Source organism: Flavobacterium sp. (assembly GCF_044361015.1).
Classification (GTDB): Bacteria; Bacteroidota; Bacteroidia; order Flavobacteriales; family Flavobacteriaceae; genus Flavobacterium.
The window spans coordinates 40,839-61,862 of record NZ_JBIKJL010000009.1; the positions used below are offsets into that span (position 1 = coordinate 40,839).

Below are 21,024 nucleotides of genomic sequence, written 5' to 3' on the forward strand. Positions count from 1 at the left end.
AATTCTTTTTATGATAAATCTGTGTAAAATGATCTAAATTCTTGATTTTGCTTAGTTAAATTAAACTCTTCTTTAACTCTTCCAATTGCATTTCTTCTAATTTCATTTTTTTCAATTTCATTTAATCCAATAACTTTCTCTATTATTTGAGCTAATAATTTTGGGCTTCTTTTTGGAACAACCCAGCCTGTTTCTTCATCCAAAACATTTTCATTCAATCCGTCTGCATCACTAACAATACAAAAAAGTCCCATTGCTTGTGCTTCCAAAACTGCGTTGCAAAATCCTTCTTGCAAACTGTATTGTAAATAAACATGACTTTGTTCCATGTGTTTAATTACTTCTTGCTGGGATACTTTTCCAACAAATATAACATTTTCAGTTAAACCCAATTGGTAAACAGCAAATTTCAAACGTTCTTTCTCAATTCCTTCTCCAATAATTCTATATTCAAATGGAATATTATTATTCTGTTTAAAATAAAATAAGGCTTCTAACGTATATTCCAGTCCTTTTTTCCAATGCAACCTTCCTACTGTTAAAAAACGAATAGGACTATCAAAACTGAAAGGTGTTGTTCTTTTAAAAGACTCAAAATCAATAGCCGGGGTAATTTTAAAGATGAATTGGTCAGAAATACCATTTTCTATTAAAGTTACTTTCATCTCATTAGAAAGCACATGGTACCTAACCTTTTTTGAAAATAATTTTTGATAACAATTAATATGTTTTGTTGGATAAATATACAAATCAAATCCTCTGAAACTTACCGCCATTTTTGCATTAATTGCCTGAGCTACATTTTCTCTTTGAAGAGCCATTGTCCCAAAACCAAAGTGAAGCCACTCTAATTTATAAGGCAAAAAGTGATTATTAATCAAAACTATACGAATTGAATCAAGAGCAGTTGCACCGTCTTTTCTACTTAAACTAAACAAACAAATTGCTTTTTTAAGATTTGATAATAAAGTCCGAATAATTATCAACATTTCAACTATTAATTTAAGTCGAACGGAAAAATCAGGAGCTGAAACAACTTTAGTTAAGACAAAGGAATTTGATGGCTTTCCACCCACAAATAAAATGACTTCGAAACCATTTTTCTGAAGTCCTTTAATCATAGATGTAAAGAAAGTCTCCGAATAGGCCGGAACATTTGGCAAAACCAATCCAATTTTTTTACTTCTCAAATTCTTCATCCCATTGTACATATAGTTCATTGAATGCTTGAATCATTCTTTTTATTTCATGCTGACTTTCAACTTTATTTTTAGCCTTTTCAATAAGATTGATTTTATTTTCTATTGTTAAAGATTGTGTATAAACAATAGCTTCTGCAATTGCCAAGGGATTACGTATTGGTACTATATAACCATTTTCTTTGTTAACAATCAATTCTGAAATACCTCCACAATCTGTTGAAACAACCTGTACTCCAAGAGCCATCGCTTCTATTACAACATTTGCGATACCTTCTTTAGTGCTTGATAGAAGTAAAATATCTGATTTTATCAAATATTTTTCAACTTTTTCAAAAGGTACTTTATCTATAAAAGTAACTTCATTGTTTAAACCTAATTGATTTCTTTGAAAAAGTAATTCTTCATTTTGACCTAATCCAATAATTGTATAAGTAAATTTGAATCCTTTTTGTTTTAAAATAGACATTGCATCCAATGCATAAGAATACCCTTTTATCCAATGTCCTCTACCTATTGAAATAATATTTACAGTTCCTGATGAATTACTGATTTCAAAATTATTTTCTTTCAAAATTGGTAAACCACTGTAGATTACTTTTGTTTTTTTATTAATATCGCCATATTTTGATGCCTCCTTTTCAATTTCATTGGAAACAGCGTGAAAAAAATCTACTTCAGGAAAGCATTTTCTGTATTGGTCAGCAATTTCTGGATGACATATTGGACTATAATTAATATGAGCTCCTCTTAAACTCACAACTAATTTCATATTAAATTCTTTTATCCATATCCAATCTGAAATACCTTTCACCCATTGTAAATGAAATATATCCGGATGATGATATAAAATGGGATAATATTTCATCTTTTTCAAATAAGTTGAATTTCCAACACTCTTAATTATGTTGTCTAATTTTTTTTTATCTGCATGCTTGAAAAAATATAATAACAAACTATATTTTAGTAGGTGGCCAATTTTATTCCATTTATTAGTGTAGCCAATAACTTTAATATTTTTGGGATAATTGGTCATTCCCTTTTGAATTGCTCCAAACAAATAAATAGTATGCCCTTGTTCAGCCAATCCTAAAATTAATCTGTCTACAAAGGTAGGCGGAGGAAGTTCTCCTGTATAAATAGCAATTCTTTTATTCTTCATTCCTATTTATTTTACAAAACAAGGAAAACGTTAGAAGTGTACTGACCGGATGAGAATAAAGTAAAGAATTTGTGTTTTTAAATTTTGCATAGAATTCCTTCACTAGTTCAGGATTAATAAATGCATCAAAATCTTTGTTATCAAAAAGCCAATGTTTTAAAAACTTTTCATTTGATTCTCCTAAAAATTGATTCTCGTAATTATTTACAATAGAATTATTTCTAAATAGTATTTTTTTACTTTTTTGCAAAATTCGATAGGGAATATTCCAAGGTAAATTGTTCCATTTATAGGAATATAAATTAAATGGTCTGTGATCTTGCCAAGTAATTTTAGCTAAAGCTGGGTTTCTAAATTTCAAATATTCAATTTGGATTTGTCTTCCAACAAGATACTTTTCTGGAATGGTGCAAATAAATTCACAAATTCTATAATCATAATACGGCAATGTAATTGGCTTCACAGATTGAAAATAGGATAAATTAACACTAGTCCAACGCGGAGCCCAAAATAAACTCTTGAAAGCCCTAATTTGAGCATTGGCATTGTTAGTTATTTTAATTTGACTGTGTAAAAATTCAATTCTGGTTTTTAAATATTTTTCAAAATCACCTTCAATATTCCAACTTTTCCATAATGCTTTAGCCAATTCCATCCCTCCTTTTTTAAGCACTTTTTTGTAAAGCATTGCAGTTTGCTCATCAAATGACATATCATCAGCTACTTTCATGTCATCAAATAACACATCACCCCAGTGACCCAAACTAAAAACATCACCCATGTGTTGAAATTTATCCAAAACTGCAGCTTGGCGAGAATGAGTAAATTCGGTATAACAACCGTTTATTTCCGCAATATGTTCGATATTTTTCCACAAATAGCCTTTAGGTATAATCCATTTTTGAAATGGAAAATCACAAACTTTTGCTATTTGTTCTGCATAATTGGTTTCATTATGCCCATCTTCAAATTCATAACTATAAGCTTGTACATTTTTCTTCAAATAAGTTAAAGCGGCAGCTTGGGTTCTACTATCTAATCCACCTGATAATGGGAGAATTACTTTTTTATTTCCAACTTGTTCGTCTATTATTTTTTCGAAAAGAGATGCGAATTCAGAAACAATTTGAGACAAAGGCCGATCAACGGGTGAATAATGCCACTTAAAATAAGGCATATTTGATTCTATTGCATTGCTAAAATCATTAATAACATAATCTGATGCAGGCTTTAAAACTTTTTGTTCTTGAAAATAAGTATCGTCATCCAGAAAAAAACCGGTAGCGGCAAAAACACAAATTGCTTTCAAATCATATGTTTTTTTCTCACCTATAAAAAAAGGTGTCGATGGAATTATATCCGTTTTATAATTTATGCTCATTATTTTTCTAAGATTCTTTTATAAAGCTCTTCATGTTGGAGAATACATTTTTCAATAGTAAAATTAGTAACTGTATAATCCCTCAAAAGTTTTCCAACTTTATTTCTTTCTTCTTCATTCATAGTATAGAAAAAACTAATTTTTTTGCTCAACTCTTTTTCATTACCAGGTTCAAAAAGTAAATTTGTAAAATCTTTTAGCACAAAATTAATTCCAGAAATATTTGAACCTAAGACCGGAATAGACATGCTCATTGCTTCCACAAGTGCCATTGGCATTCCTTCCTTCCTTCCTTCGTTTAATGTTGGTATAATATATAAATCTGAATTTTTAATAAAAGGCCTAACATCTGGCTTTTTTCCTAAAAAACGTATTTGAGATTCAAGTTCCAATTCAATTATAAGCTTCTTTAAATCATTTACATACGGATCTCTATCATCACCTAAAATATCTAACACTATTGATTTCTCATTTGTTAATTTAATAGCTTTTATTAACACTTCTATCCCTTTAACCGGAACCAAATTAGCTACTGTTATAATTTTAAAAAATCTTAGATTTACTTCTTTCTCAAAAAAATCAGGATTATAATAAGTAACATCTAAGCCTAACGGGATCAACTGTTGGTTTTTTTTGTATGGATAAAAATCAATCATTTCATGATTAATTGTAATTATAAAATTTGCTAAATATGATTTTATTTTCCAATGAATATTTCCCCAACTCATTGCTTTCTTGGTAAAAATAAATTTTGCTCCTCCAAGTCTAGCTGATATAATTTCTGTCCAATCACTACTCCAATGCCATGAATGTACAATATCAAAATTGTTTTGTTTTATAAATTCTTTAAAGGGTTTAATCCGATTAAAAAAAGAAAAAAATGGTTTATAATTAACTGTAGTTTCTAAAAAATAAATTGGAAGACCCAAGGATTCTACTTCTTTAAAAAATATACCTTTTGAATTTCGACAGGCAATTGAAACCTCAAATCTGTTTTTATCAAGATTTTTTGCCAAATCATATAGTACTTTTCCGCTTCCGGCGGTATCAAAATTCGGAATAGTAAAAAGAATTTTTATCTTGTTCTTAGCCATAACTGATAAAAAGGATTATATTTTATATGTGAAATTTTTTTATTAATTAATAAACTTATTGGATTAAACAAGATTAAATTTAATTTAAAACCTTCTAACTTTTTATCATCAATCAAATTTGATAATTTAATTTTTTTATTGTGTAATCTTAAAATATCAGAATTTAATTGTTTTTTTAAAATTCCTTTCGCTTCAACATTTTTTGAAACAATATCATCTTGAAATAAATTTTTTCTAAGTTCAAAATAAGACAACAAAGTTGCGTTTTCTTGCTTATTTCGTTTAGAAATTGTTGATTCTGAATGTCTCCAATAAAAGTTAAAAACTTTATTGTAAAAATAGCCTCTATATGTTAGGCCTAATCTGATATATAAAAAAGTATCCTGTCCTGTTTTTAAAGTATGGAACCCCCCCAAATCTTCAAAAACTTCTCTTTTGGCTAAAATTGCACCGGGACCTTGTAAATAAAAATAATTTTTCAACCAAACAATACCCAACAATGGCGGCTCTAGAATACCTTCTTCAATACCCTTTAAAGGCTGAATCATCTTTCTACCATCAGTATATTTTCGCTCAGTTCTACACAAAACAAAATCTACTTCATTTTCTTCTAACAGTTGAATATCTGTTTCTAATTTTCTGTAATCTATTGAATCATCACAATCAATAAAAGTAACATATTTTCCTGAGGCATTTTTTAATCCTTTATTTCTGGCAAATCCTGAACCTTGAGTACTTTCCGTTAAAATTTTATATTCAAATTCTGAATTTGGCAATAACTGTTCTAAAACTTCAATCGAATTATCAATAGAGTTATTATCAACAAATATAAGTTCAAAATCTTTAAAGGTAAAGTCTTTTAAATGTTCGATAAAAGCCGGTAAAAAGTTAGCACCATTATAAACAGGCGATATTATACTTACTATTTTCATACCATTTATCTAATCAAAAAATTGCTAAAAATATTTTTACCCTTTTGAAAATGTCTAATAATAAATATTAATTAATTTCACAATTCTGTTTTAACACCTTGGCAGGATTACCCGCCACTATAACATTGTCCGGAATATCTTTGACAACAACAGATCCTGCACCTATAATAACATTATTTCCAATAGAGATGGGTCCGATTATAACAACATTTGCCCCTACCTCAACATTATCTCCAATTATAGGTAATAAACTATTGTTGTTACCTTTATTACCAATCGTTAGTCCATTTCTAAAAATAAAATTCTCCCCAATCATTTTTGCGTTAATTACTGTTCCAAATGGATGATAAGCAACAATCCCACCTTTTATTTTTGTACTCTTAAAAATTTTACATGAATATTGTTTTAAGAATAAAACTTTCCATAAAAAGAAATTACTGTTTATTCTCCAAAAAAATAAAAAAGCAAATTCAGGATAGTAAATTAATAAATGATGTAATTGTTTAAATAAAGAAACATTTTTAAAGGTTGCTCGTTGTTTAAAATTATATTGAATATCTTTTATCAAAATAGCATTATCAATAACATAAAACTTAAATAAATAATATATAAATATCTTTGCTATAGCGACTCTAAATTTTAATTTCAAACTCCGATAATTCATGAAATTATATTATTATAAATTAAAACCCAAAGATAAAATCTTAATGAATTAAAAACATAAAGATTAGCACTTTTTATACCTCAAAAAAAGAAATGAATAAACTATAGTTTTTATAAAACAAAAGCTATTTTTTTTGAGCAACAATAACCAAATGAAGATTTAATAATTTTTTACTTGTCAATTCATAAAACCAATTACTCAAACCCAACCTTTTTACTAAAAATTGAACATACTTATTAGAAATAAACTTATAAATTCCAAAATCTCCCTTTGCCTGAATTAATGAATGACAAGATTTAATCTTAAATTTTTTAGAAACTATTTTTTTCAATTCCGTTGGGTATAATATATTTTCTATGGGTTGCCGTGAATAATTCCCGCCTTTTAGCCTGTCAAAATAATATTTATTTGGAGTGGTTAAAATTAAAAAACCATTACTTAACAATAACTTATTACATTCTTCTATATATTTATCTTGATCAATGATATGCTCAATAACTTCTTGAGAAATAATAATATCATATTTATTAGAATCATAAGATGAATTGCACGCATCACCAAATTTAAAGTTTATATAAGGGTAACGAAGTGATGCTTCTTTCATGGCTGTTTCTGATAAATCAAAACCATCCGCAGGCCCCACTAATGACCAAACCGGAACTGAACGCCCGTCACCACAGCCAAAATCCAATATTCTTGGATTTTTTTTAATCTTGCTTAATTTTTTTAATATTTTTAAAAGTTCAATAATTCTTTGAAGTTTATAGTCTCCAAATGGCTTTAAATCACTCCAATAGAAATTATAAAATGCTACTTGCTCATCCAAAGAAGGGTTGTTATTATTTACCATTATATTGTTATAAAAATTAAAAAATTTGTATTTGTATAATACTTTTTAGCCATTTATTGATTAATTTGATTATAAATCTCAATAAATTTATCTCCTAAAATTTCACTTTCAAATTCATTCAAAACATATCGTTGACCTTTTTCTCCCATATCCTTACTTAAATCAGGATTTTTATAAAGTAAGATTAATTTCTTTACAAAATCCTCTTCGTTCTCACTTTCAATTAAAAAGCCGGTTTCATTTGGAATCAAACCGTATTTGATTCCACCAACATTAGAGGTAATAACAGGCAACTTAAAATATTGAGCTTCTTGAAGAACTAATCCTTGAGTTTCGGTGCGTTGCGTATCTTGATCTTCAATTCCAGGATATAAAAAAACTGAGCCATTAGCCATAATTTTAAATACATTTTCTTGGTTTATTGTACCATGAAAAATCACGTTAGACTCCATATTCAATTCCTTAGTTAAAGCTTTTAACTGTGGCATCATTTCACCATTCCCAATGATGTGCAAAACGACATTCTCACAATCTTTTTTCATCATTTCATGCACTATTTTTATGGCTCTATCAGGGGCTTTCCAATTGATTAGTCTTCCGCAGAAAATAATGTTAAAAACGCTGTCTTTTGGTTTTTCTATTAAGTGTTTTTTCAAATACTTTTCTTTGAACCCAACCGATATAATATGGTGATTTGAAATGTCTGACTTTACAGACAACAATATATTTTGTAAATAAACCGAATTTGTTGTGAAAGCACTAAAATAATTAAAAACACCTTTGTACAATGTTTTATAATAATCAATTTTTGAAGGAGTCAAATCTGAACCGTGAAAAGAAACTATTGCTTTGGCATCCCCACACATGGAAAGTTCCAAGGCATCAGCAACTTTTTTACCATTAAAACCAAAATGACAATGAATAATATCAAAATCATTTTTAAATAATAATATTGGTAAATCATAATAAATTTTGAGTTTTTCTAAATTTTTACTTAGTTGAAATGGATTTAATAACTGAAGAATCTTAAAGTGATTAATTTGAAAAAAATACTTTTTATAAAATAAGATGGCTTCTTCAATAACCTTCAATTTATTACCGTAATTTTTAAAGTGAGTAACCGCAATTTTATCTAAATTATAGTCTGCAAAAATTTGGTGTTCAGGTTGATTTTTAGGCTTAACATAGGCAAATACAGTAACCTGGTGACCCTTGTCAAGAAGGTCGGTTATATGGTTAAGTATAAAAGTTTCCGTTACTGTGGGAAAAGTTGTAACGACAACTAAGATATTGAACTTTGTTTTCATTTTTCTTTCAACTGTAGATATATCAACACAATGTAAAAATAGATTTAATTATGAAAACTAAATATAAATGTTTGAAAATTTAGTTAAAAAAAGAATATCCCTTTCTAAATAGCAAATATAAAATTATCCCAAAAGTTATTTTAAATATTGAAAAAAATGAATTGTTTTTAAAATATAACACACATGCTTTTTTGTAGTAAACAAACCAATTTTTTTGATGAGCTATTAATTTATTTCGTACCGTTTTTTTGTAAAAATGAGCAATATGTTTTGAATAAATTTTATGATTTGAAGGATTTTGGTCGGTTAATAACTTTAAATGTTTAAGTCTAGCTTTTATAGCTGATTCTATTTGAACATCATTCGCTTTTTGAATTTCCTTTTTAAATGAATTTTGATGTTGATAATAGATTACCAAAGGTTTATGAATTTTTACCAATCGTGCTTTTGCATAAATCATTCTTAAATTAAAATCCCATTCGTCATGGTGACCGAGGGTTTCATCAAATAATTCTGTTTGTTGATTTAAATAAGATTTTTTCCATAAAACTCCGCAAACAAAATAGCATACTTTGTTTAAAAAATAATCTTCAATTAAGTTTTCAGAATCAATACGATTTACATCCTGTAAAACACCTGTATTTCTGTCGACACGTTCAACTTGTGCTAAAACACCATCAGTATCTGATTTAAATGCATTGATATAGGTTTCTAAAGCATCTGGTTTTAAAAAATCATCACTATCAAAAAAATAAACAAATTCACCTTTGGCATTTTCAAAACCAAAATTCCGACAAGCATTAGGGCCTTTTATTCTGTTCAATGGTCGTTTATGAAATTGAAACCGGTTGTCTGAATCAATAAATAGTTGAATAATTTCTTCTGAATCATCTTCAGAACCGTCATCAACAATTAAACATTCAAAATCTTTATATGATTGGTTTTGAATACTCTCGAGCGTTTTACTAATTAAAGCTGCTCGATTATAAGTCGGAATTATTATGGAAACCAATCTATTCATTCCAATTGAATTTGAATTTTAACCACCTGTCTCTAAGCTTTTGAGGTGATTTTTTGAAAACATACATCACTCTTCCTAAAAAAATTAATTCTAACGCTTTTAATTTATCATACTTCAATAACCGTGGATAAAACATCTTTAGGATAGATAGTGTTACTTCTTTGTGCTGATTTCGATTGCTTGTTATGAATAGTTTTAACAATCTATCATAAAAATAATCAAGTAATTCTATTGATTTAATTTGCTCGCTTCTTTTAAAATTTTCAAAAAGATAAAAAAACAATGATTCTTTATATCCTTTGTTATAATTGCTGTTTTTAGTAGATTTTGTATCTTGATGTTGCCGATATAGAAATCCTAAATGTGGAACAATAAGGTATTGATTGGCTTGACATTTAAAAAAAAGTCGGGCAAAAAACTCGGCTTCTTGTCCTCTTTTCATTTCTGGATTAAATAACGGTTTGTTCTCTAAAAAAGCTTTTCTAAACAACACGGAATTGGTGATAATTTTAATTCGCCATTGGGCAAATTCAACATATAATTGATCGGTTGGTTCGACTTTTAAAATAAATTGGGTGTCATCACTTGGATTCCAATAATAACCAGAAGCTATCACAAAATCAAGGGTTGGTGTAAACGCTTTTATTCGTTGCTCAAGACAATCAGGCAACATCACATCATCACTATCAAACCAATTGATAAATTCACCGGAGCTCACTTCAAAACCATAATTCCGACATGAATTTGCTCCTTTTATATACGTTATAGGACGATGATAATAGGCAAACCTCTTATCTTTTTCAACAAAAGTTTGAATACAATTTTCAGTAGAATCCGTTGAACCATCATCAACAATAATACATTCCCAATTGGTATACGATTGATTTTGAATGCTGTTTAAGGTTTCAACAATCAACTTTTCACGATTGAAAACGGGAATAATTATTGATACTAAGCCACTAATCATGCTTTAAATTACTTAAACTTTCTTCTGAAATTTCATTTTCAAAAAAGCTTTTGTTCTTCGCTATTTTTTCATCAGGCCAATTCCACCATGCTAGTTCTTCAAGTTGTTTGATTATGGATGGTTCAAATCGATAACCTATTAATTTTGAAGGACTACCTGCCATAATTCCATAAGGCGGAACGTCTTTAGTTACTACGCTATTTGCAGCAATAATTGCTCCATTACCAATTTTGACACCCGTTAAGATTACGCAATGGGTTCCAATCCAAACATCGTTATCCAGCATAATATTTCCTTTTGAAACTTTTTCATTAACCCATTTTTCATCAAAGAAATTCTGCCCAATGAAGTAGCTTGTTGGTTTTTTAAAATTATGATTAAACGTTTGAAAAGTAACATTCCGAGCAATAGAACAGAAGTTACCAATTGTCACACTTGCATTTTGATTAGAGTGTATGTCTAAATTTGGTCCCCAAAGTGAAGTATATCTACCAATTGCAATTTTTCCTAAAAGTGTGGCCCCGTGAATTTTGTTATTCTCTCCAATTTCAATTTCCCCTTTGAGAATACTGTTCGTAATTTTAGTAGAATCTCCAATGCTAATTTTACCTTTTAAATTACTTGAATGGATAGTGATTTTATCAGAAAGTTTAATATCTCCTTTTAAAGATGAACCAACTATTACAGCTTTATTTGGAATTTTTACACTGGAACTTATTGCGTTTAACTTGTCTAAACGTGATTTAATTTTTAATAAAATTCGATTATAAAAGCTCATCGCTACTCAAATAAATTTTCTTGAAAAGAAGTTAAATTTTTATCTCTTGGTAAGTTGTTCTTTTGTTGGATAATAGCATTAAATTTTTGTTGAAAATTAGAATCAACAGGATTCAAATATACAGCCTTTTGTGAAGAAATTAAATCTTGAAATGAAAAAATGCCAATCTCATTTAACAAAACAGTAAAAACATTGAAGAAAGAGGCTTCTATCACAGTGCCAGAAAAATGAGTTAAATGTAGTGTTGCTTTAGAGAGCAACAATGGTAATGGGTCATATGTTGCTTCATCAATATTTACTAGTTCTACTATGCCTTTACATTTTAAAAACGATTTTATTGTTCCCATTTCATTTAATTGTCTTGGATGCAAACGAATAAACCACTTGTGCGGATTGTTTTTAATAAAATTAAGTATGGATTCTGGGAATAACTGTTCAATTGTAAGTGGACTGGGTTGCAAAGAATAAAGAATAAAATTTTGATGTTTATAATTCATTTCTTTTGCTTTCCAATAATCAATCCAAGGATTACCGATAACTTTCACTGAATAATTCTGATTGTTTTTTGTCCAATCATGAATAACATTATAGCTTCCCTGATCCCAACACCAAAAGTTTTTAGGAATCATATCATAACCGGATTCGGGTAAAGAAGACCAATTACTATAGGCTAAATGAACATTAGGTTGTGGACCATGCTGCATTTCAATAGTACTAATTTTTAATTGATTTGCAGCAGAGGTAAGTGCATAAATATCCTGAACATAATAGCATAATATTACCACTTTTTTAGGTTGAACAATTCGTAAAACTTTTTGAAAAAACAACACTTTTAAATAAAATACTTCTGCTGCCCATTGAGCCACTAATTCTACTGAATATAAATTTGTGAATCGTTCAAAAAGTTTATCCTTTTTTAAGAAATTTAAAAAAGAATCATATCCTGCTAAATTCAAATCATTTGGTGATTTAACAAATTTATTCAGAAAGAGAAATCCTTTTAAAGCCTCAGAAAATGTAAAAATCAGATCCGAATTGTATTGTTTTTTAGTATTTTTACCATATTCAAAATAAATGGATGTATCTTGTATTAAATATTTTTCAATCATAACATCAAAATATCTATTAAACCTCGAATGCTTATAATCTACCCGATGAGCATCAGCACCTACAAACAAATTTTCTTTTTGAGTTAAAGACTGTTTCCACCGTAAATAAAAAAAAACAGAACGAATATTTCGATATAAAGATTTTACTTTGTCGATTCTACTTTTAGATTTGTTAACTTGGGTTGAAACTAATGGCTTTTCGATTGAATTAATCAAATAAAAATAAATTTTTATTCGAATATATGGCCATATGTGTATAGAGTTTATTTTCCAATTATTTACAGGAAATTTTTTTTCTAATCCTAGGATAAAATCCTTGATTTCTTCTCTATTTTTCATTTAATAGTATTTCTGATATTTTCCAATCTAAAAGTGTATCAACATCGTGTGAACTGATTTCGTCCATGACATATTTTCTAATTTTTTTAAAATTTGAAATAGTTTCATCTTTTAAAGATTTTATATTAATGATATAAATAGCCCCATTATACTGCCAAACAGCTGGACAATCCTGTCTTCTGTTAAATGAGGCAGCTTTTGACTTTTTTAAAAACCCACTAGGATTCTCTTCAAAAAGATTATAATATGGATTGGCTTTTGCTTCTTTAACAGAAACCACCATATCAATTTTAGAATTATATAAATTGATTGCCTCTTCTATATGTTTTGAAGTCCTAAATGGTGAAGTGGGTTGCAATAATATCAAAGTATCCGGATAATACCCATTATTTTCATAAAATTCAATTGCATGAAGTAATACCTCATAAGTTCCACTTGTGTCTGTAGCTAATTCAGATGGCCTTAAAAACGGCACTTTGAAATCTAATCCTTCTGCACATTTTTTTATCTCTAAATCATCAGTAGATACGCAAATAATATCTCTTGGAAATAATGCTTTGGCCGCTTCAAGGGTATACTGAATTAGCGGAATTCCTCCCAGCAACTTTATGTTTTTACCCGGAATTCCTTTTGAGCCACCTCTGGCCGGTATGACGACTAATGGTTTCAAATTAAAATTTTATTTGATTTATATCACGTTGTGCTTTTTCAAAATCTTCATGCTTCCCAATATCTAACCAATAACCTAACAAAGGATACGAAACCACTTTATAATTATCATGAATTAGCTTTTCCATAAAATCGGTAGCATTAAAAAATACGTTTTTGGGAAGCATCTGTAAAACGAATCGCTTCATTAAATAAATACCTCCGTTTGAATAGTAGGTATAGGTTGGCTTTTCTTTTAAACTTAATATATGTCCGTTACTAGTTTCTAGTACCGCATAAGGCACACTCACTTCGTAAGGAATAGAAACTACTGCAAAATCTGCATCTTGTTTAATGAAATCTAAATAAAAGTGTTCATAATCTATATTAGTTAATACATCAGAATTGATTATCAAAACATATTCATGTTCAAAATTTGTAATTTTACTAACTGCACCAATCGTTCCCATAGGCACTTCTTCCTGAACGAAGTTCATAACAATATTTTTTTTGTATCGTGGGTTAAAATGTTCTTTTATCTGTTCTCCAAGATAATTTACTGAAATCCAAAAATCATCAATACCATATAAAATCAATCGATCAATATTGTGTTCTAAAATTGGTTTACTTCCAATTTTTAATAAAGGTTTGGGCGTGTAATCCGTCAAAGGTTTAAGACGTTCTCCCTTACCTCCTGCCATTATTACTGCATCAATAGGAAGATATGATCGTATTTCACTAAAATTAATCACATTCACCACCTTTGCTTCTTTATCTAAAATTGGAATAATTCTAAAATTGCCTTCCCTTAATGATATCATTTTTTCCACATCATACTCACCTTTGCATAAAAACTTTGGATTAGGGTGAACCACTGTTTCTATTTTATCATCAATCTTTGCACCATTTATTAATCCTCGCCTAATGTCGCCGTCAGTAATTGAACCTAATAACTTATCCTCTTTGTCAACTACAAAAATTATAGCATCTTTTGCCAATAAATCTAATTGAATTAACGCCTCTCTAATGGTACTTCCTTTAAGTATTAAATGTTCTCTGTGATTTTTCATACAAATTCTTTTAAAATTTTTATTACTTTATCAGCTGCACCATTTCTAAAATAAATGTTTTCTCCTTCGTATGGCTTTGATGTACCTAATTTCATTGCTGCATTATATATATCATTTGCAATAAAATCACAATTTACTATATTTTTACTTTGCAATCTTCCTTTTTGTCTGTTACCAACATTAATAACATACTTATTAAAAGAAGCTGCTTCAATTATCCCACTGGATGTATTTCCTATCAGCATTTTAGAATGATACATTGCTGTAAAATAATTATCTTTCCCAAAATTCTCAACCAGTACAACTCTATCTAAATGTTCTGAATGCAACAACATGAGTTGCTCTCTTATTACTGATCCCATTGTATCAGCATTTGGCATAGTAACAACAACATTCATGTGTTCTGAAATTTTACTTAAAGCTTGTCGCATTTCTTGAGCATACATCGTGTTTTTTTCAAAAGACATTGTTTCTGGGTGAAAAGTAACTAATACATAATCTTCCTTAGAAATTCCAAATTGCTCTAGAAAAATAGTCTTTGGTTTTGGTTGAAAAGAAAATAACTCATCTAAACTCAAAGAGCCGATAATGAAAACATTTGAAAAATCTTGAGTAATCTCTGAAACTCTTTTACTGAATTGCTCCGTCGCTGTAAAATGTAATTGGGATGCCAAAGAAATTTGATGTCTAAAAATATTATCAAATGCTCCTAATGTTGTTTCTCCACCATATAAATGTGCAAATTTGACACCAAAAGGTATTCCAGCCTGAACAGCTGCATTCATTTCAAATCTGTCTCCTAAACACAAAACCATATCATAGTTGTTCTCATTCCAAAAATCAGCAAAAACTGAGATTGTTTTAGCATATGATTTTGCAGTTCCTAACTGTGTATCATCATCAATCAATGTTTCTAATGCATAAACTTTTCCAAAATTATCTTTTTCAATAATCCTAAGTGTATAATCATGTAATTTTGATAGATGCGTTCCAAAAGCAATTATTTCCACCTGAAAACAGGAATCGTTACTCATTTTTTTAAGTAACGGCTGATAAATGCCGTAATCGGCTCTCGAACTTGTTAAAATGCCTATTTTCATTGTAAATCAGTCCAATTTAATTTTTCAAAAGCATTTTTATCAGTTATCAACTTTTTACCTATTACAGTTTCCCAATCCATAGCTGAAATACCGTCACCGGGTCGTAAAGGAATAATATCTGCCTCGGTTAAAATATGTCCTTTTATTAAATCACCTCTCAGGTGAATGCTTTTTCTTGCAATTAATATGTTCTTAAATTCGCTTTTACTTGGGTTTTTTTTACCATCTCCACTAATTGCTTTTTCTATATTTCGAATCGCTTCTACCATTTTCTTCAATTCTATAGGTTCTAAAGATGCTTTATGATCCGGACCAGGTAAATTTCTGTCTAATGTAAAATGTTTTTCTATTACTTTAGCTCCCAAAGCTACCGCAGCAATAGGAACTTCAATGCCTAATGTATGATCAGAATATCCAACATTCACACCAAAATGATTTCCGATGGTCAACATGGCTTTCAGATTTACATCTTCCATTGGTGTAGGATATTCTGTATTACAATGTAAAATTGTAATGCTAGATCGTTTTACTCCAAAACGTTCTAAAACATTTAAAGCATTTTTAATTTCTTCCAAACTTGCCATTCCAGTAGACATTATAACAGGCTTTCCCTTATGTGCAATTTCTTTCAAATATCTAAAGTTTGTTAACTCACCACTTGGGATTTTAAAAATTTCTAAACCCAATTTATCTAAAAAATTAATTCCTTCAACATCAAATGCTGTAGAAAAAAAAGAAATCCCTCTTTTTGTAGCATACGCTATTAATTCTAAATGATCTTGTTCAGATAATTCTAATTTTTTAAGCATTGAATATTGGAAGTCGTCTTCTTTATTGTCAAGAAATTGATAAGTTGCTTTTTTTGCTAAAGGACTTACAATAGTATCTGCTTTAAATGTTTGAAATTTAACATAATCTACTTTTGCATCAGCTGCAACATCAATTAATTGCTTAGCTAAGGTAATATTTCCATTATGATTTACTCCTGCTTCTGCTATAATAATAGTTTTCATCATCTTATCTTTTTGGCCGGATTTCCTAGGTAAACTCCTTTTTCTTGAATTGACTTAACAACAATTGCTCCCATACCGATGATGGTTTCACGCTCCACTTCTAAATTTTGTTTTATCGCTACTAGTGTCCCAATATCAACTAAACTATTAATTGTAACATTTCCACTGAGTACAGAAGCCGGAGAAAAATGCACAAAATCGGCTACCTTACAATCATGTCCAATCTGCACGGCACGATCCAATATGCAGAAATCACCCACCGTTACATCGCAGCTTATAATTGCATTTGCTAAAATTACTACTCCATTTCCTAAAATAACCGTTTCATTAACCAAAGCACTTGGATGAATAACCTTTGGATAAAAAGTAGCTGCCGGCAAACTACTTGAAATTTGTTTTCTGATTGTAGGATTACCAATAGCAATAATAACCTGATAGGTTCGTGAATCAAAATTTTCTTCTAGAAATAAGGGACAGTTTAAAAAAAAAGCACTTTTATTGGGCAACTTATCCACAAAAACAACTTGACCTTCAAAATCATAGTGGCCTTTTAAATAAATCTCCTTTAAACAAAAAAAGACGTCTTTAGCCAATCCTCCAATACCAAAAATGGCAATTTTTTTTGTAAAATCTAACATGTTATAGATTATAAATATCCGCTTTATAATGGGCTAAATTTTCTTTCAATTTAAACCATTCTATAGTTTCTAAAATCGCCTGATTAAATTCAGTCTCCACAGTCCAATTTGTATGATTTCTTAATTTGGTATTATCTCCAAACAAACGAAACACTTCACTTTTTTCAGGTCTGATTCTATCTCTGTCTGTAATAATTTTTGCTTTTGGATTTAGTTGTTGTATCAGTAAATCGGCAACTTCTTGAATACTAATTTCTGAATTTGTAGCAATATTTACTTCATGACCAATTAATTCATTACAATTTGCTATTGCTTCAAAAGCTCGAACGGTATCTTTTACAAACAATAAATCTCTTGTAGGTGCTATATCACCTAATTTTATTTCTGTTTTACCACTCAGAAGTTGTGTAATAATGGTTGGTATGAAAGCTCTGGCGGATTGACGTGGACCAAAGGTATTAAATGGTCTCACAATTGTAACCGGTAGATTAAAACTTCTGTAAAAAGAATCTGCAATTGCATCTGCTCCTATTTTAGAAGCTGAATAGGGCGATTGTGGCTGTTTAGGATGCTTTTCATCAATCGGAACATACTGAGCCGTTCCATATACCTCTGAAGTAGATGTAACTAAAACACGTTGAATGTTTAGTTCCCTAGCTGCTTGAAGTATATTTAAAGTTCCTTTAATATTAGTATCAATATATGAATCTGGTGAATGATAACTAAATGGAATTGCAATAAGTGCAGCTAAATGAAAAACAACATCACACCCTTTCAAAGCTTCCCGAACACCGTTTGGGTCACGAATATCTCCTGTAAATACCTCAATTTTTTGCAAAACTTCTTTGTCAAAACTATCGAGCCAACCCCATGAATTGAAAGAATTATAGAAACAAAATGCTTTCACCTGATATCCTTGATAGACCAAATATTCAACTAAATGAGAACCAATAAAACCATCTGCTCCTGTAACTATTATTTTTTTATTTTGTAAAAAACTCATTACGTGTACTTTTTGATTTGAATTACTACTGATTAAACCAACTTAATGAATGCTTCCTGAATAAATCCCTTAGGTCTGTTAAGTACTCCAGAATTCCAATAATCACCTCGTATAACATTTAAAGTGAAAGCATCTTGCAAATAATCGATTATTTGATGTGGTGTGTTAAATGACAATTTTTCACTAACCATATAGTGTAAAGTATATCTTCCCTCTCTAAATTGTAAACGTGGTATTTCAACTTCTATAGAACCCTTATCTTTAACCTCAGAAAATTTAAAACCCAATTCATCTGTTGCAATAGTTGTAAACAACTCATCATTTTCATTTTTAAATTGAAGTACAATTGTTAACTGTTTTGGATCTATTTCTTTTTTCTTTTCATATTCAAAAATGATTTTGTAATATTCCCCACTATGCATTTCACCAACAATTACTTCGTCTTTATTTTTTACATAAATTTCATTGATTATTAGTTTTTTATTCCCTTTTCTGTCAATTCTGTCGCTTAATTTAATTTCACTCTTTTTATAGGAATTCTCTAAATAATAATTAATCGCATCATCGCTTGATCCACTAAAAGTGATTCCGCCATGTTCTAGAACAATTCCCTTCGTACATAAACTTTTAACGGCGGCCATGTTGTGACTCACAAACAAAACCGTTCTTCCTTGCGTTTTAGAAATATCTTGCATTTTACCTATGGCTTTCTTTTGGAATTCGGCATCACCAACGGCCAATACTTCATCAACCACTAATATTTCAGGCTCTAAATGTGCAGCAACAGCAAAGGCTAGACGAACTGTCATTCCGCTACTATAGCGTTTTGTCGGCGTATCGATATAGCGTTCACACCCTGAAAAAGCAATAATTTCGTCAATTTTAGACGCTATTTCTTTTTTTGTCATTCCTAAAATAGCCCCATTTAAATAAATATTTTCACGTCCAGTCATTTCATGATGAAAACCAGTTCCCACTTCTAATAGTGATGCAATTCTTCCTTTGGATTTAATAGTACCTGTCGTTGGAGAAGTAACTCGAGACAAAACTTTTAACAAAGTAGATTTACCCGCACCATTTTTTCCAATGATACCGAGCACTTCACCTTCTTTGACTTCAAAATTAATATCTTTTAAAGCCCAAACATATTGGCTATCCCCTTTAACATTTCTATCATTAACATCTCCTATTTTCAAATAAGGATCTTCTTTCCCTCTAATGGAATGCCACCATCTATTTAAATCGTGACTTAAAGTACCTGTACCAATTTTTCCTAGTCGGTATTGTTTAGATAAATTTTCTACTTTTAATATCACCTCGTTCATCTTCCTTTCATTTTTTAAATAACATCAATAAAACTTTTTTCTGTTCTAGTAAAAACAAGTAATCCTAAAAAGAAAATCACAATTGAAAATATAACTGAATATAAAATAGCCCCAAAGTCGAAACAATCAGAACCTAGAAAAGCAAACTTAAAGAAATCAAAAAGTCCAGTTAACGGATTCAAATAAATTAACTGATGGTATTTTGGGTCAATCTTTTCTAATACTAAAGAAGTTGGGTATACAATTGGTGTAATATACATAAATAGAGATATTCCAAAAGTAATTACAAAATTCAAATCTCTATACTTTACTGTCAAGGAAGAAATAAGCATACCAGCTCCTAAAGCAATAAATGCAATGACCAATAATAAGAACGGCAAAAGTAACACATAAGGCGTTAAGGTTATAGGTGTTTCTTGATAAAGATAATAAATAAGTACGCCTAAAAAAAACACAAACTGAATTCCAAACTTAATCAAATTAGAAACAGCGACTTTTAAAGGCATAATGATTCTTGGAAAATAGACTTTGCCAAAAATATTTTGATTGGTAGTAAACGTTTCGGAAGTTGCTTTTAAACAATCTGAAAAATAAAACCAAAGTATATTACCTGCTAAGACAAACAAAAAATAAGGTATACCATCGGAAGGTATTGAGGCAATTTTACTAAAAATAATAAATTGAATGACTGACGTAATTAAAGGTTGTATTACAAACCAAATAGGCCCCAAAACAGTTTGTTTATAAAAAGTGACAATATCTCTTTTCACAAACAACAACAGTAAATCTCTATAATGCCACAATTCTTTTACATTAAAACTCACTACTTTTTTTGTAGACGAAATTTCAAACAACCAATCCTCTGTTTTATCAACGCTCATAAGGTGTAAAAATATTTTTTCAAATGTAAAGTTTTTTTGTGAGTTTCTATAATTCAATACCAACTTGTGTTTCAAAATAAAAAAACCCCCGATTGCTCGGAGGTTTTAGTCTATTTATCTAAGCAACTCAGTTGCTCAGCATCTTAGTTACTTATTTCTTAACTACTCTAATGGTTTGTGTTGCTTCATCTTGGTTTACAATGATACTGTAAACACCTGATGGATAACTTTCCCCTAATTTTTGAGAAGCTAATTTTTCAAATTTAAATTCACGAGTCTCTAACAATCTACCAGCCATATCATAGATAGCAATGCTAACCGGTGATGTGCTGTTTGAAATTAGATTCAAGGCAAAGCTCTCTCCGTAAGGATTTGGATAAGCTACTGCTTTAAATTCACCCATTGGATTGTTTGAATCAACAACTGGTCTAGTAAATGGTACAATTGGTGCTCCACCCGGTACTAAGATATTACAATCTTTTCCTAGATAGTAGAAACCATATACTTGCACTTCTACCGATACTGAATAAGTTCCACCAGGAG

General features: G+C 29.7%; 21 protein-coding genes. All 21 read right to left on the reverse strand.

Annotation, left to right across the window (positions count from 1 at the left end; all coding sequences use genetic code 11):
* Positions 1 to 8 precede the first annotated feature (8 nt).
* On the reverse strand, positions 9 to 1,220 hold the full coding sequence (locus ACIQ2Z_RS04445) for a glycosyltransferase family 4 protein (RefSeq protein WP_396182955.1): 1,212 nt from the start codon (positions 1,218 to 1,220) through the stop codon (positions 9 to 11).
* A complete protein-coding gene (locus tag ACIQ2Z_RS04450; protein WP_396182956.1) occupies positions 1,180 to 2,361 on the reverse strand; it encodes a glycosyltransferase family 4 protein in 1,182 nt (393 codons plus the stop codon). Before ACIQ2Z_RS04450 ends, ACIQ2Z_RS04445 begins: the two co-directional genes overlap by 41 nt.
* Positions 2,351 to 3,742 (reverse strand): asparagine synthase-related protein, encoded by a 1,392-nt coding sequence (locus tag ACIQ2Z_RS04455; RefSeq protein ID WP_396182957.1) that lies wholly within the window; start codon positions 3,740 to 3,742, stop codon positions 2,351 to 2,353. Before ACIQ2Z_RS04455 ends, ACIQ2Z_RS04450 begins: the two co-directional genes overlap by 11 nt.
* Positions 3,742 to 4,836 carry a glycosyltransferase family 4 protein gene (locus ACIQ2Z_RS04460; protein ID WP_396182958.1) on the reverse strand — a complete coding sequence of 365 codons (1,095 nt, stop codon included), beginning with the start codon at positions 4,834 to 4,836 and terminating at the stop codon, positions 3,742 to 3,744. The genes ACIQ2Z_RS04455 and ACIQ2Z_RS04460 overlap by 1 nt, the downstream gene beginning before the upstream one ends.
* Positions 4,818 to 5,768 carry a glycosyltransferase family 2 protein gene (locus ACIQ2Z_RS04465; protein ID WP_396182959.1) on the reverse strand — a complete coding sequence of 317 codons (951 nt, stop codon included), beginning with the start codon at positions 5,766 to 5,768 and terminating at the stop codon, positions 4,818 to 4,820. Before ACIQ2Z_RS04465 ends, ACIQ2Z_RS04460 begins: the two co-directional genes overlap by 19 nt.
* 67 nt (positions 5,769 to 5,835) lie before the next feature.
* Positions 5,836 to 6,417, reverse strand: coding sequence for a serine acetyltransferase (locus ACIQ2Z_RS04470; RefSeq protein WP_396182960.1), 582 nt, complete (start codon positions 6,415 to 6,417; stop codon positions 5,836 to 5,838).
* A gap of 139 nt (positions 6,418 to 6,556) precedes the next feature.
* The gene (locus tag ACIQ2Z_RS04475) at positions 6,557 to 7,282 is read right to left on the reverse strand and encodes a class I SAM-dependent methyltransferase (RefSeq protein WP_396182961.1); all 726 of its coding nucleotides are present in this window, start codon (positions 7,280 to 7,282) and stop codon (positions 6,557 to 6,559) included.
* 53 nt (positions 7,283 to 7,335) lie between these two features.
* The gene (locus ACIQ2Z_RS04480) at positions 7,336 to 8,589 is read right to left on the reverse strand and encodes a glycosyltransferase family 4 protein (protein ID WP_396182962.1); all 1,254 of its coding nucleotides are present in this window, start codon (positions 8,587 to 8,589) and stop codon (positions 7,336 to 7,338) included.
* Between the two features lie 79 nt (positions 8,590 to 8,668).
* Positions 8,669 to 9,610 carry a glycosyltransferase family 2 protein gene (locus tag ACIQ2Z_RS04485; RefSeq protein WP_396182963.1) on the reverse strand — a complete coding sequence of 314 codons (942 nt, stop codon included), beginning with the start codon at positions 9,608 to 9,610 and terminating at the stop codon, positions 8,669 to 8,671.
* Entirely contained in the window at positions 9,603 to 10,577 is a 975-nt protein-coding gene (locus ACIQ2Z_RS04490; protein WP_396182964.1) for a glycosyltransferase family 2 protein, read from the reverse strand. The genes ACIQ2Z_RS04485 and ACIQ2Z_RS04490 overlap by 8 nt, the downstream gene beginning before the upstream one ends.
* On the reverse strand, positions 10,570 to 11,355 hold the full coding sequence (locus ACIQ2Z_RS04495; RefSeq protein WP_396182965.1) for a hypothetical protein: 786 nt from the start codon (positions 11,353 to 11,355) through the stop codon (positions 10,570 to 10,572). The genes ACIQ2Z_RS04490 and ACIQ2Z_RS04495 overlap by 8 nt, the downstream gene beginning before the upstream one ends.
* A 2-nt stretch (positions 11,356 to 11,357) precedes the next feature.
* Positions 11,358 to 12,803: a hypothetical protein gene (locus ACIQ2Z_RS04500; RefSeq protein WP_396182966.1), complete on the reverse strand. Its 1,446-nt coding sequence runs from the start codon at positions 12,801 to 12,803 to the stop codon at positions 11,358 to 11,360.
* On the reverse strand, positions 12,793 to 13,473 hold the full coding sequence (locus ACIQ2Z_RS04505) for a cytidylyltransferase domain-containing protein (RefSeq protein WP_396182967.1): 681 nt from the start codon (positions 13,471 to 13,473) through the stop codon (positions 12,793 to 12,795). Before ACIQ2Z_RS04505 ends, ACIQ2Z_RS04500 begins: the two co-directional genes overlap by 11 nt.
* A 1-nt stretch (position 13,474) precedes the next feature.
* The gene (locus tag ACIQ2Z_RS04510) at positions 13,475 to 14,521 is read right to left on the reverse strand and encodes a nucleotidyltransferase family protein (RefSeq protein ID WP_396182968.1); all 1,047 of its coding nucleotides are present in this window, start codon (positions 14,519 to 14,521) and stop codon (positions 13,475 to 13,477) included.
* Positions 14,518 to 15,621 (reverse strand): UDP-N-acetylglucosamine 2-epimerase, encoded by a 1,104-nt coding sequence (gene neuC / locus ACIQ2Z_RS04515; RefSeq protein WP_396182969.1) that lies wholly within the window; start codon positions 15,619 to 15,621, stop codon positions 14,518 to 14,520. The genes ACIQ2Z_RS04510 and neuC overlap by 4 nt, the downstream gene beginning before the upstream one ends.
* Positions 15,618 to 16,637 (reverse strand): N-acetylneuraminate synthase, encoded by a 1,020-nt coding sequence (gene neuB, locus ACIQ2Z_RS04520; protein WP_396182970.1) that lies wholly within the window; start codon positions 16,635 to 16,637, stop codon positions 15,618 to 15,620. The genes neuC and neuB overlap by 4 nt, the downstream gene beginning before the upstream one ends.
* On the reverse strand, positions 16,634 to 17,272 hold the full coding sequence (locus tag ACIQ2Z_RS04525; RefSeq protein WP_396182971.1) for a NeuD/PglB/VioB family sugar acetyltransferase: 639 nt from the start codon (positions 17,270 to 17,272) through the stop codon (positions 16,634 to 16,636). Before ACIQ2Z_RS04525 ends, neuB begins: the two co-directional genes overlap by 4 nt.
* A 1-nt stretch (position 17,273) precedes the next feature.
* Positions 17,274 to 18,275, reverse strand: a complete 1,002-nt coding sequence (locus ACIQ2Z_RS04530) for an NAD-dependent 4,6-dehydratase LegB (RefSeq protein ID WP_396182972.1) — start codon at positions 18,273 to 18,275, stop codon at positions 17,274 to 17,276.
* A 32-nt stretch (positions 18,276 to 18,307) separates the two neighbouring features.
* Positions 18,308 to 19,600 (reverse strand): ABC transporter ATP-binding protein, encoded by a 1,293-nt coding sequence (locus tag ACIQ2Z_RS04535; protein WP_396182973.1) that lies wholly within the window; start codon positions 19,598 to 19,600, stop codon positions 18,308 to 18,310.
* A 14-nt stretch (positions 19,601 to 19,614) separates the two neighbouring features.
* A complete protein-coding gene (locus ACIQ2Z_RS04540) occupies positions 19,615 to 20,481 on the reverse strand; it encodes an ABC transporter permease (protein WP_396182974.1) in 867 nt (288 codons plus the stop codon).
* Between the two features lie 151 nt (positions 20,482 to 20,632).
* Positions 20,633 to 21,024: T9SS type A sorting domain-containing protein (locus tag ACIQ2Z_RS04545; protein WP_396182975.1), on the reverse strand; the 392-nt coding region annotated here is incomplete at its 5' end.

What these genes read in the sequence shown, in the direction of transcription:
- ACIQ2Z_RS04445 (WP_396182955.1), bottom strand. Translation starts at nt 1,220, where the DNA reads ATGAACTATATGTACAATGGGATGAAGAATTTGAGAAGTAAAAAAATT.
- ACIQ2Z_RS04450 (WP_396182956.1), bottom strand. Translation starts at nt 2,361, where the DNA reads ATGAAGAATAAAAGAATTGCTATTTATACAGGAGAACTTCCTCCGCCT.
- ACIQ2Z_RS04455 (WP_396182957.1), bottom strand. Translation starts at nt 3,742, where the DNA reads ATGAGCATAAATTATAAAACGGATATAATTCCATCGACACCTTTTTTT.
- ACIQ2Z_RS04460 (WP_396182958.1), bottom strand. Translation starts at nt 4,836, where the DNA reads ATGGCTAAGAACAAGATAAAAATTCTTTTTACTATTCCGAATTTTGAT.
- ACIQ2Z_RS04465 (WP_396182959.1), bottom strand. Translation starts at nt 5,768, where the DNA reads ATGAAAATAGTAAGTATAATATCGCCTGTTTATAATGGTGCTAACTTT.
- ACIQ2Z_RS04475 (WP_396182961.1), bottom strand. Translation starts at nt 7,282, where the DNA reads ATGGTAAATAATAACAACCCTTCTTTGGATGAGCAAGTAGCATTTTAT.
- ACIQ2Z_RS04480 (WP_396182962.1), bottom strand. Translation starts at nt 8,589, where the DNA reads ATGAAAACAAAGTTCAATATCTTAGTTGTCGTTACAACTTTTCCCACA.
- ACIQ2Z_RS04485 (WP_396182963.1), bottom strand. Translation starts at nt 9,610, where the DNA reads ATGAATAGATTGGTTTCCATAATAATTCCGACTTATAATCGAGCAGCT.
- ACIQ2Z_RS04490 (WP_396182964.1), bottom strand. Translation starts at nt 10,577, where the DNA reads ATGATTAGTGGCTTAGTATCAATAATTATTCCCGTTTTCAATCGTGAA.
- ACIQ2Z_RS04495 (WP_396182965.1), bottom strand. Translation starts at nt 11,355, where the DNA reads ATGAGCTTTTATAATCGAATTTTATTAAAAATTAAATCACGTTTAGAC.
- ACIQ2Z_RS04500 (WP_396182966.1), bottom strand. Translation starts at nt 12,803, where the DNA reads ATGAAAAATAGAGAAGAAATCAAGGATTTTATCCTAGGATTAGAAAAA.
- ACIQ2Z_RS04510 (WP_396182968.1), bottom strand. Translation starts at nt 14,521, where the DNA reads ATGAAAAATCACAGAGAACATTTAATACTTAAAGGAAGTACCATTAGA.
- neuC (WP_396182969.1), bottom strand. Translation starts at nt 15,621, where the DNA reads ATGAAAATAGGCATTTTAACAAGTTCGAGAGCCGATTACGGCATTTAT.
- neuB (WP_396182970.1), bottom strand. Translation starts at nt 16,637, where the DNA reads ATGATGAAAACTATTATTATAGCAGAAGCAGGAGTAAATCATAATGGA.
- ACIQ2Z_RS04525 (WP_396182971.1), bottom strand. Translation starts at nt 17,272, where the DNA reads ATGTTAGATTTTACAAAAAAAATTGCCATTTTTGGTATTGGAGGATTG.
- ACIQ2Z_RS04530 (WP_396182972.1), bottom strand. Translation starts at nt 18,275, where the DNA reads ATGAGTTTTTTACAAAATAAAAAAATAATAGTTACAGGAGCAGATGGT.
- ACIQ2Z_RS04535 (WP_396182973.1), bottom strand. Translation starts at nt 19,600, where the DNA reads ATGAACGAGGTGATATTAAAAGTAGAAAATTTATCTAAACAATACCGA.
- ACIQ2Z_RS04540 (WP_396182974.1), bottom strand. Translation starts at nt 20,481, where the DNA reads ATGAGCGTTGATAAAACAGAGGATTGGTTGTTTGAAATTTCGTCTACA.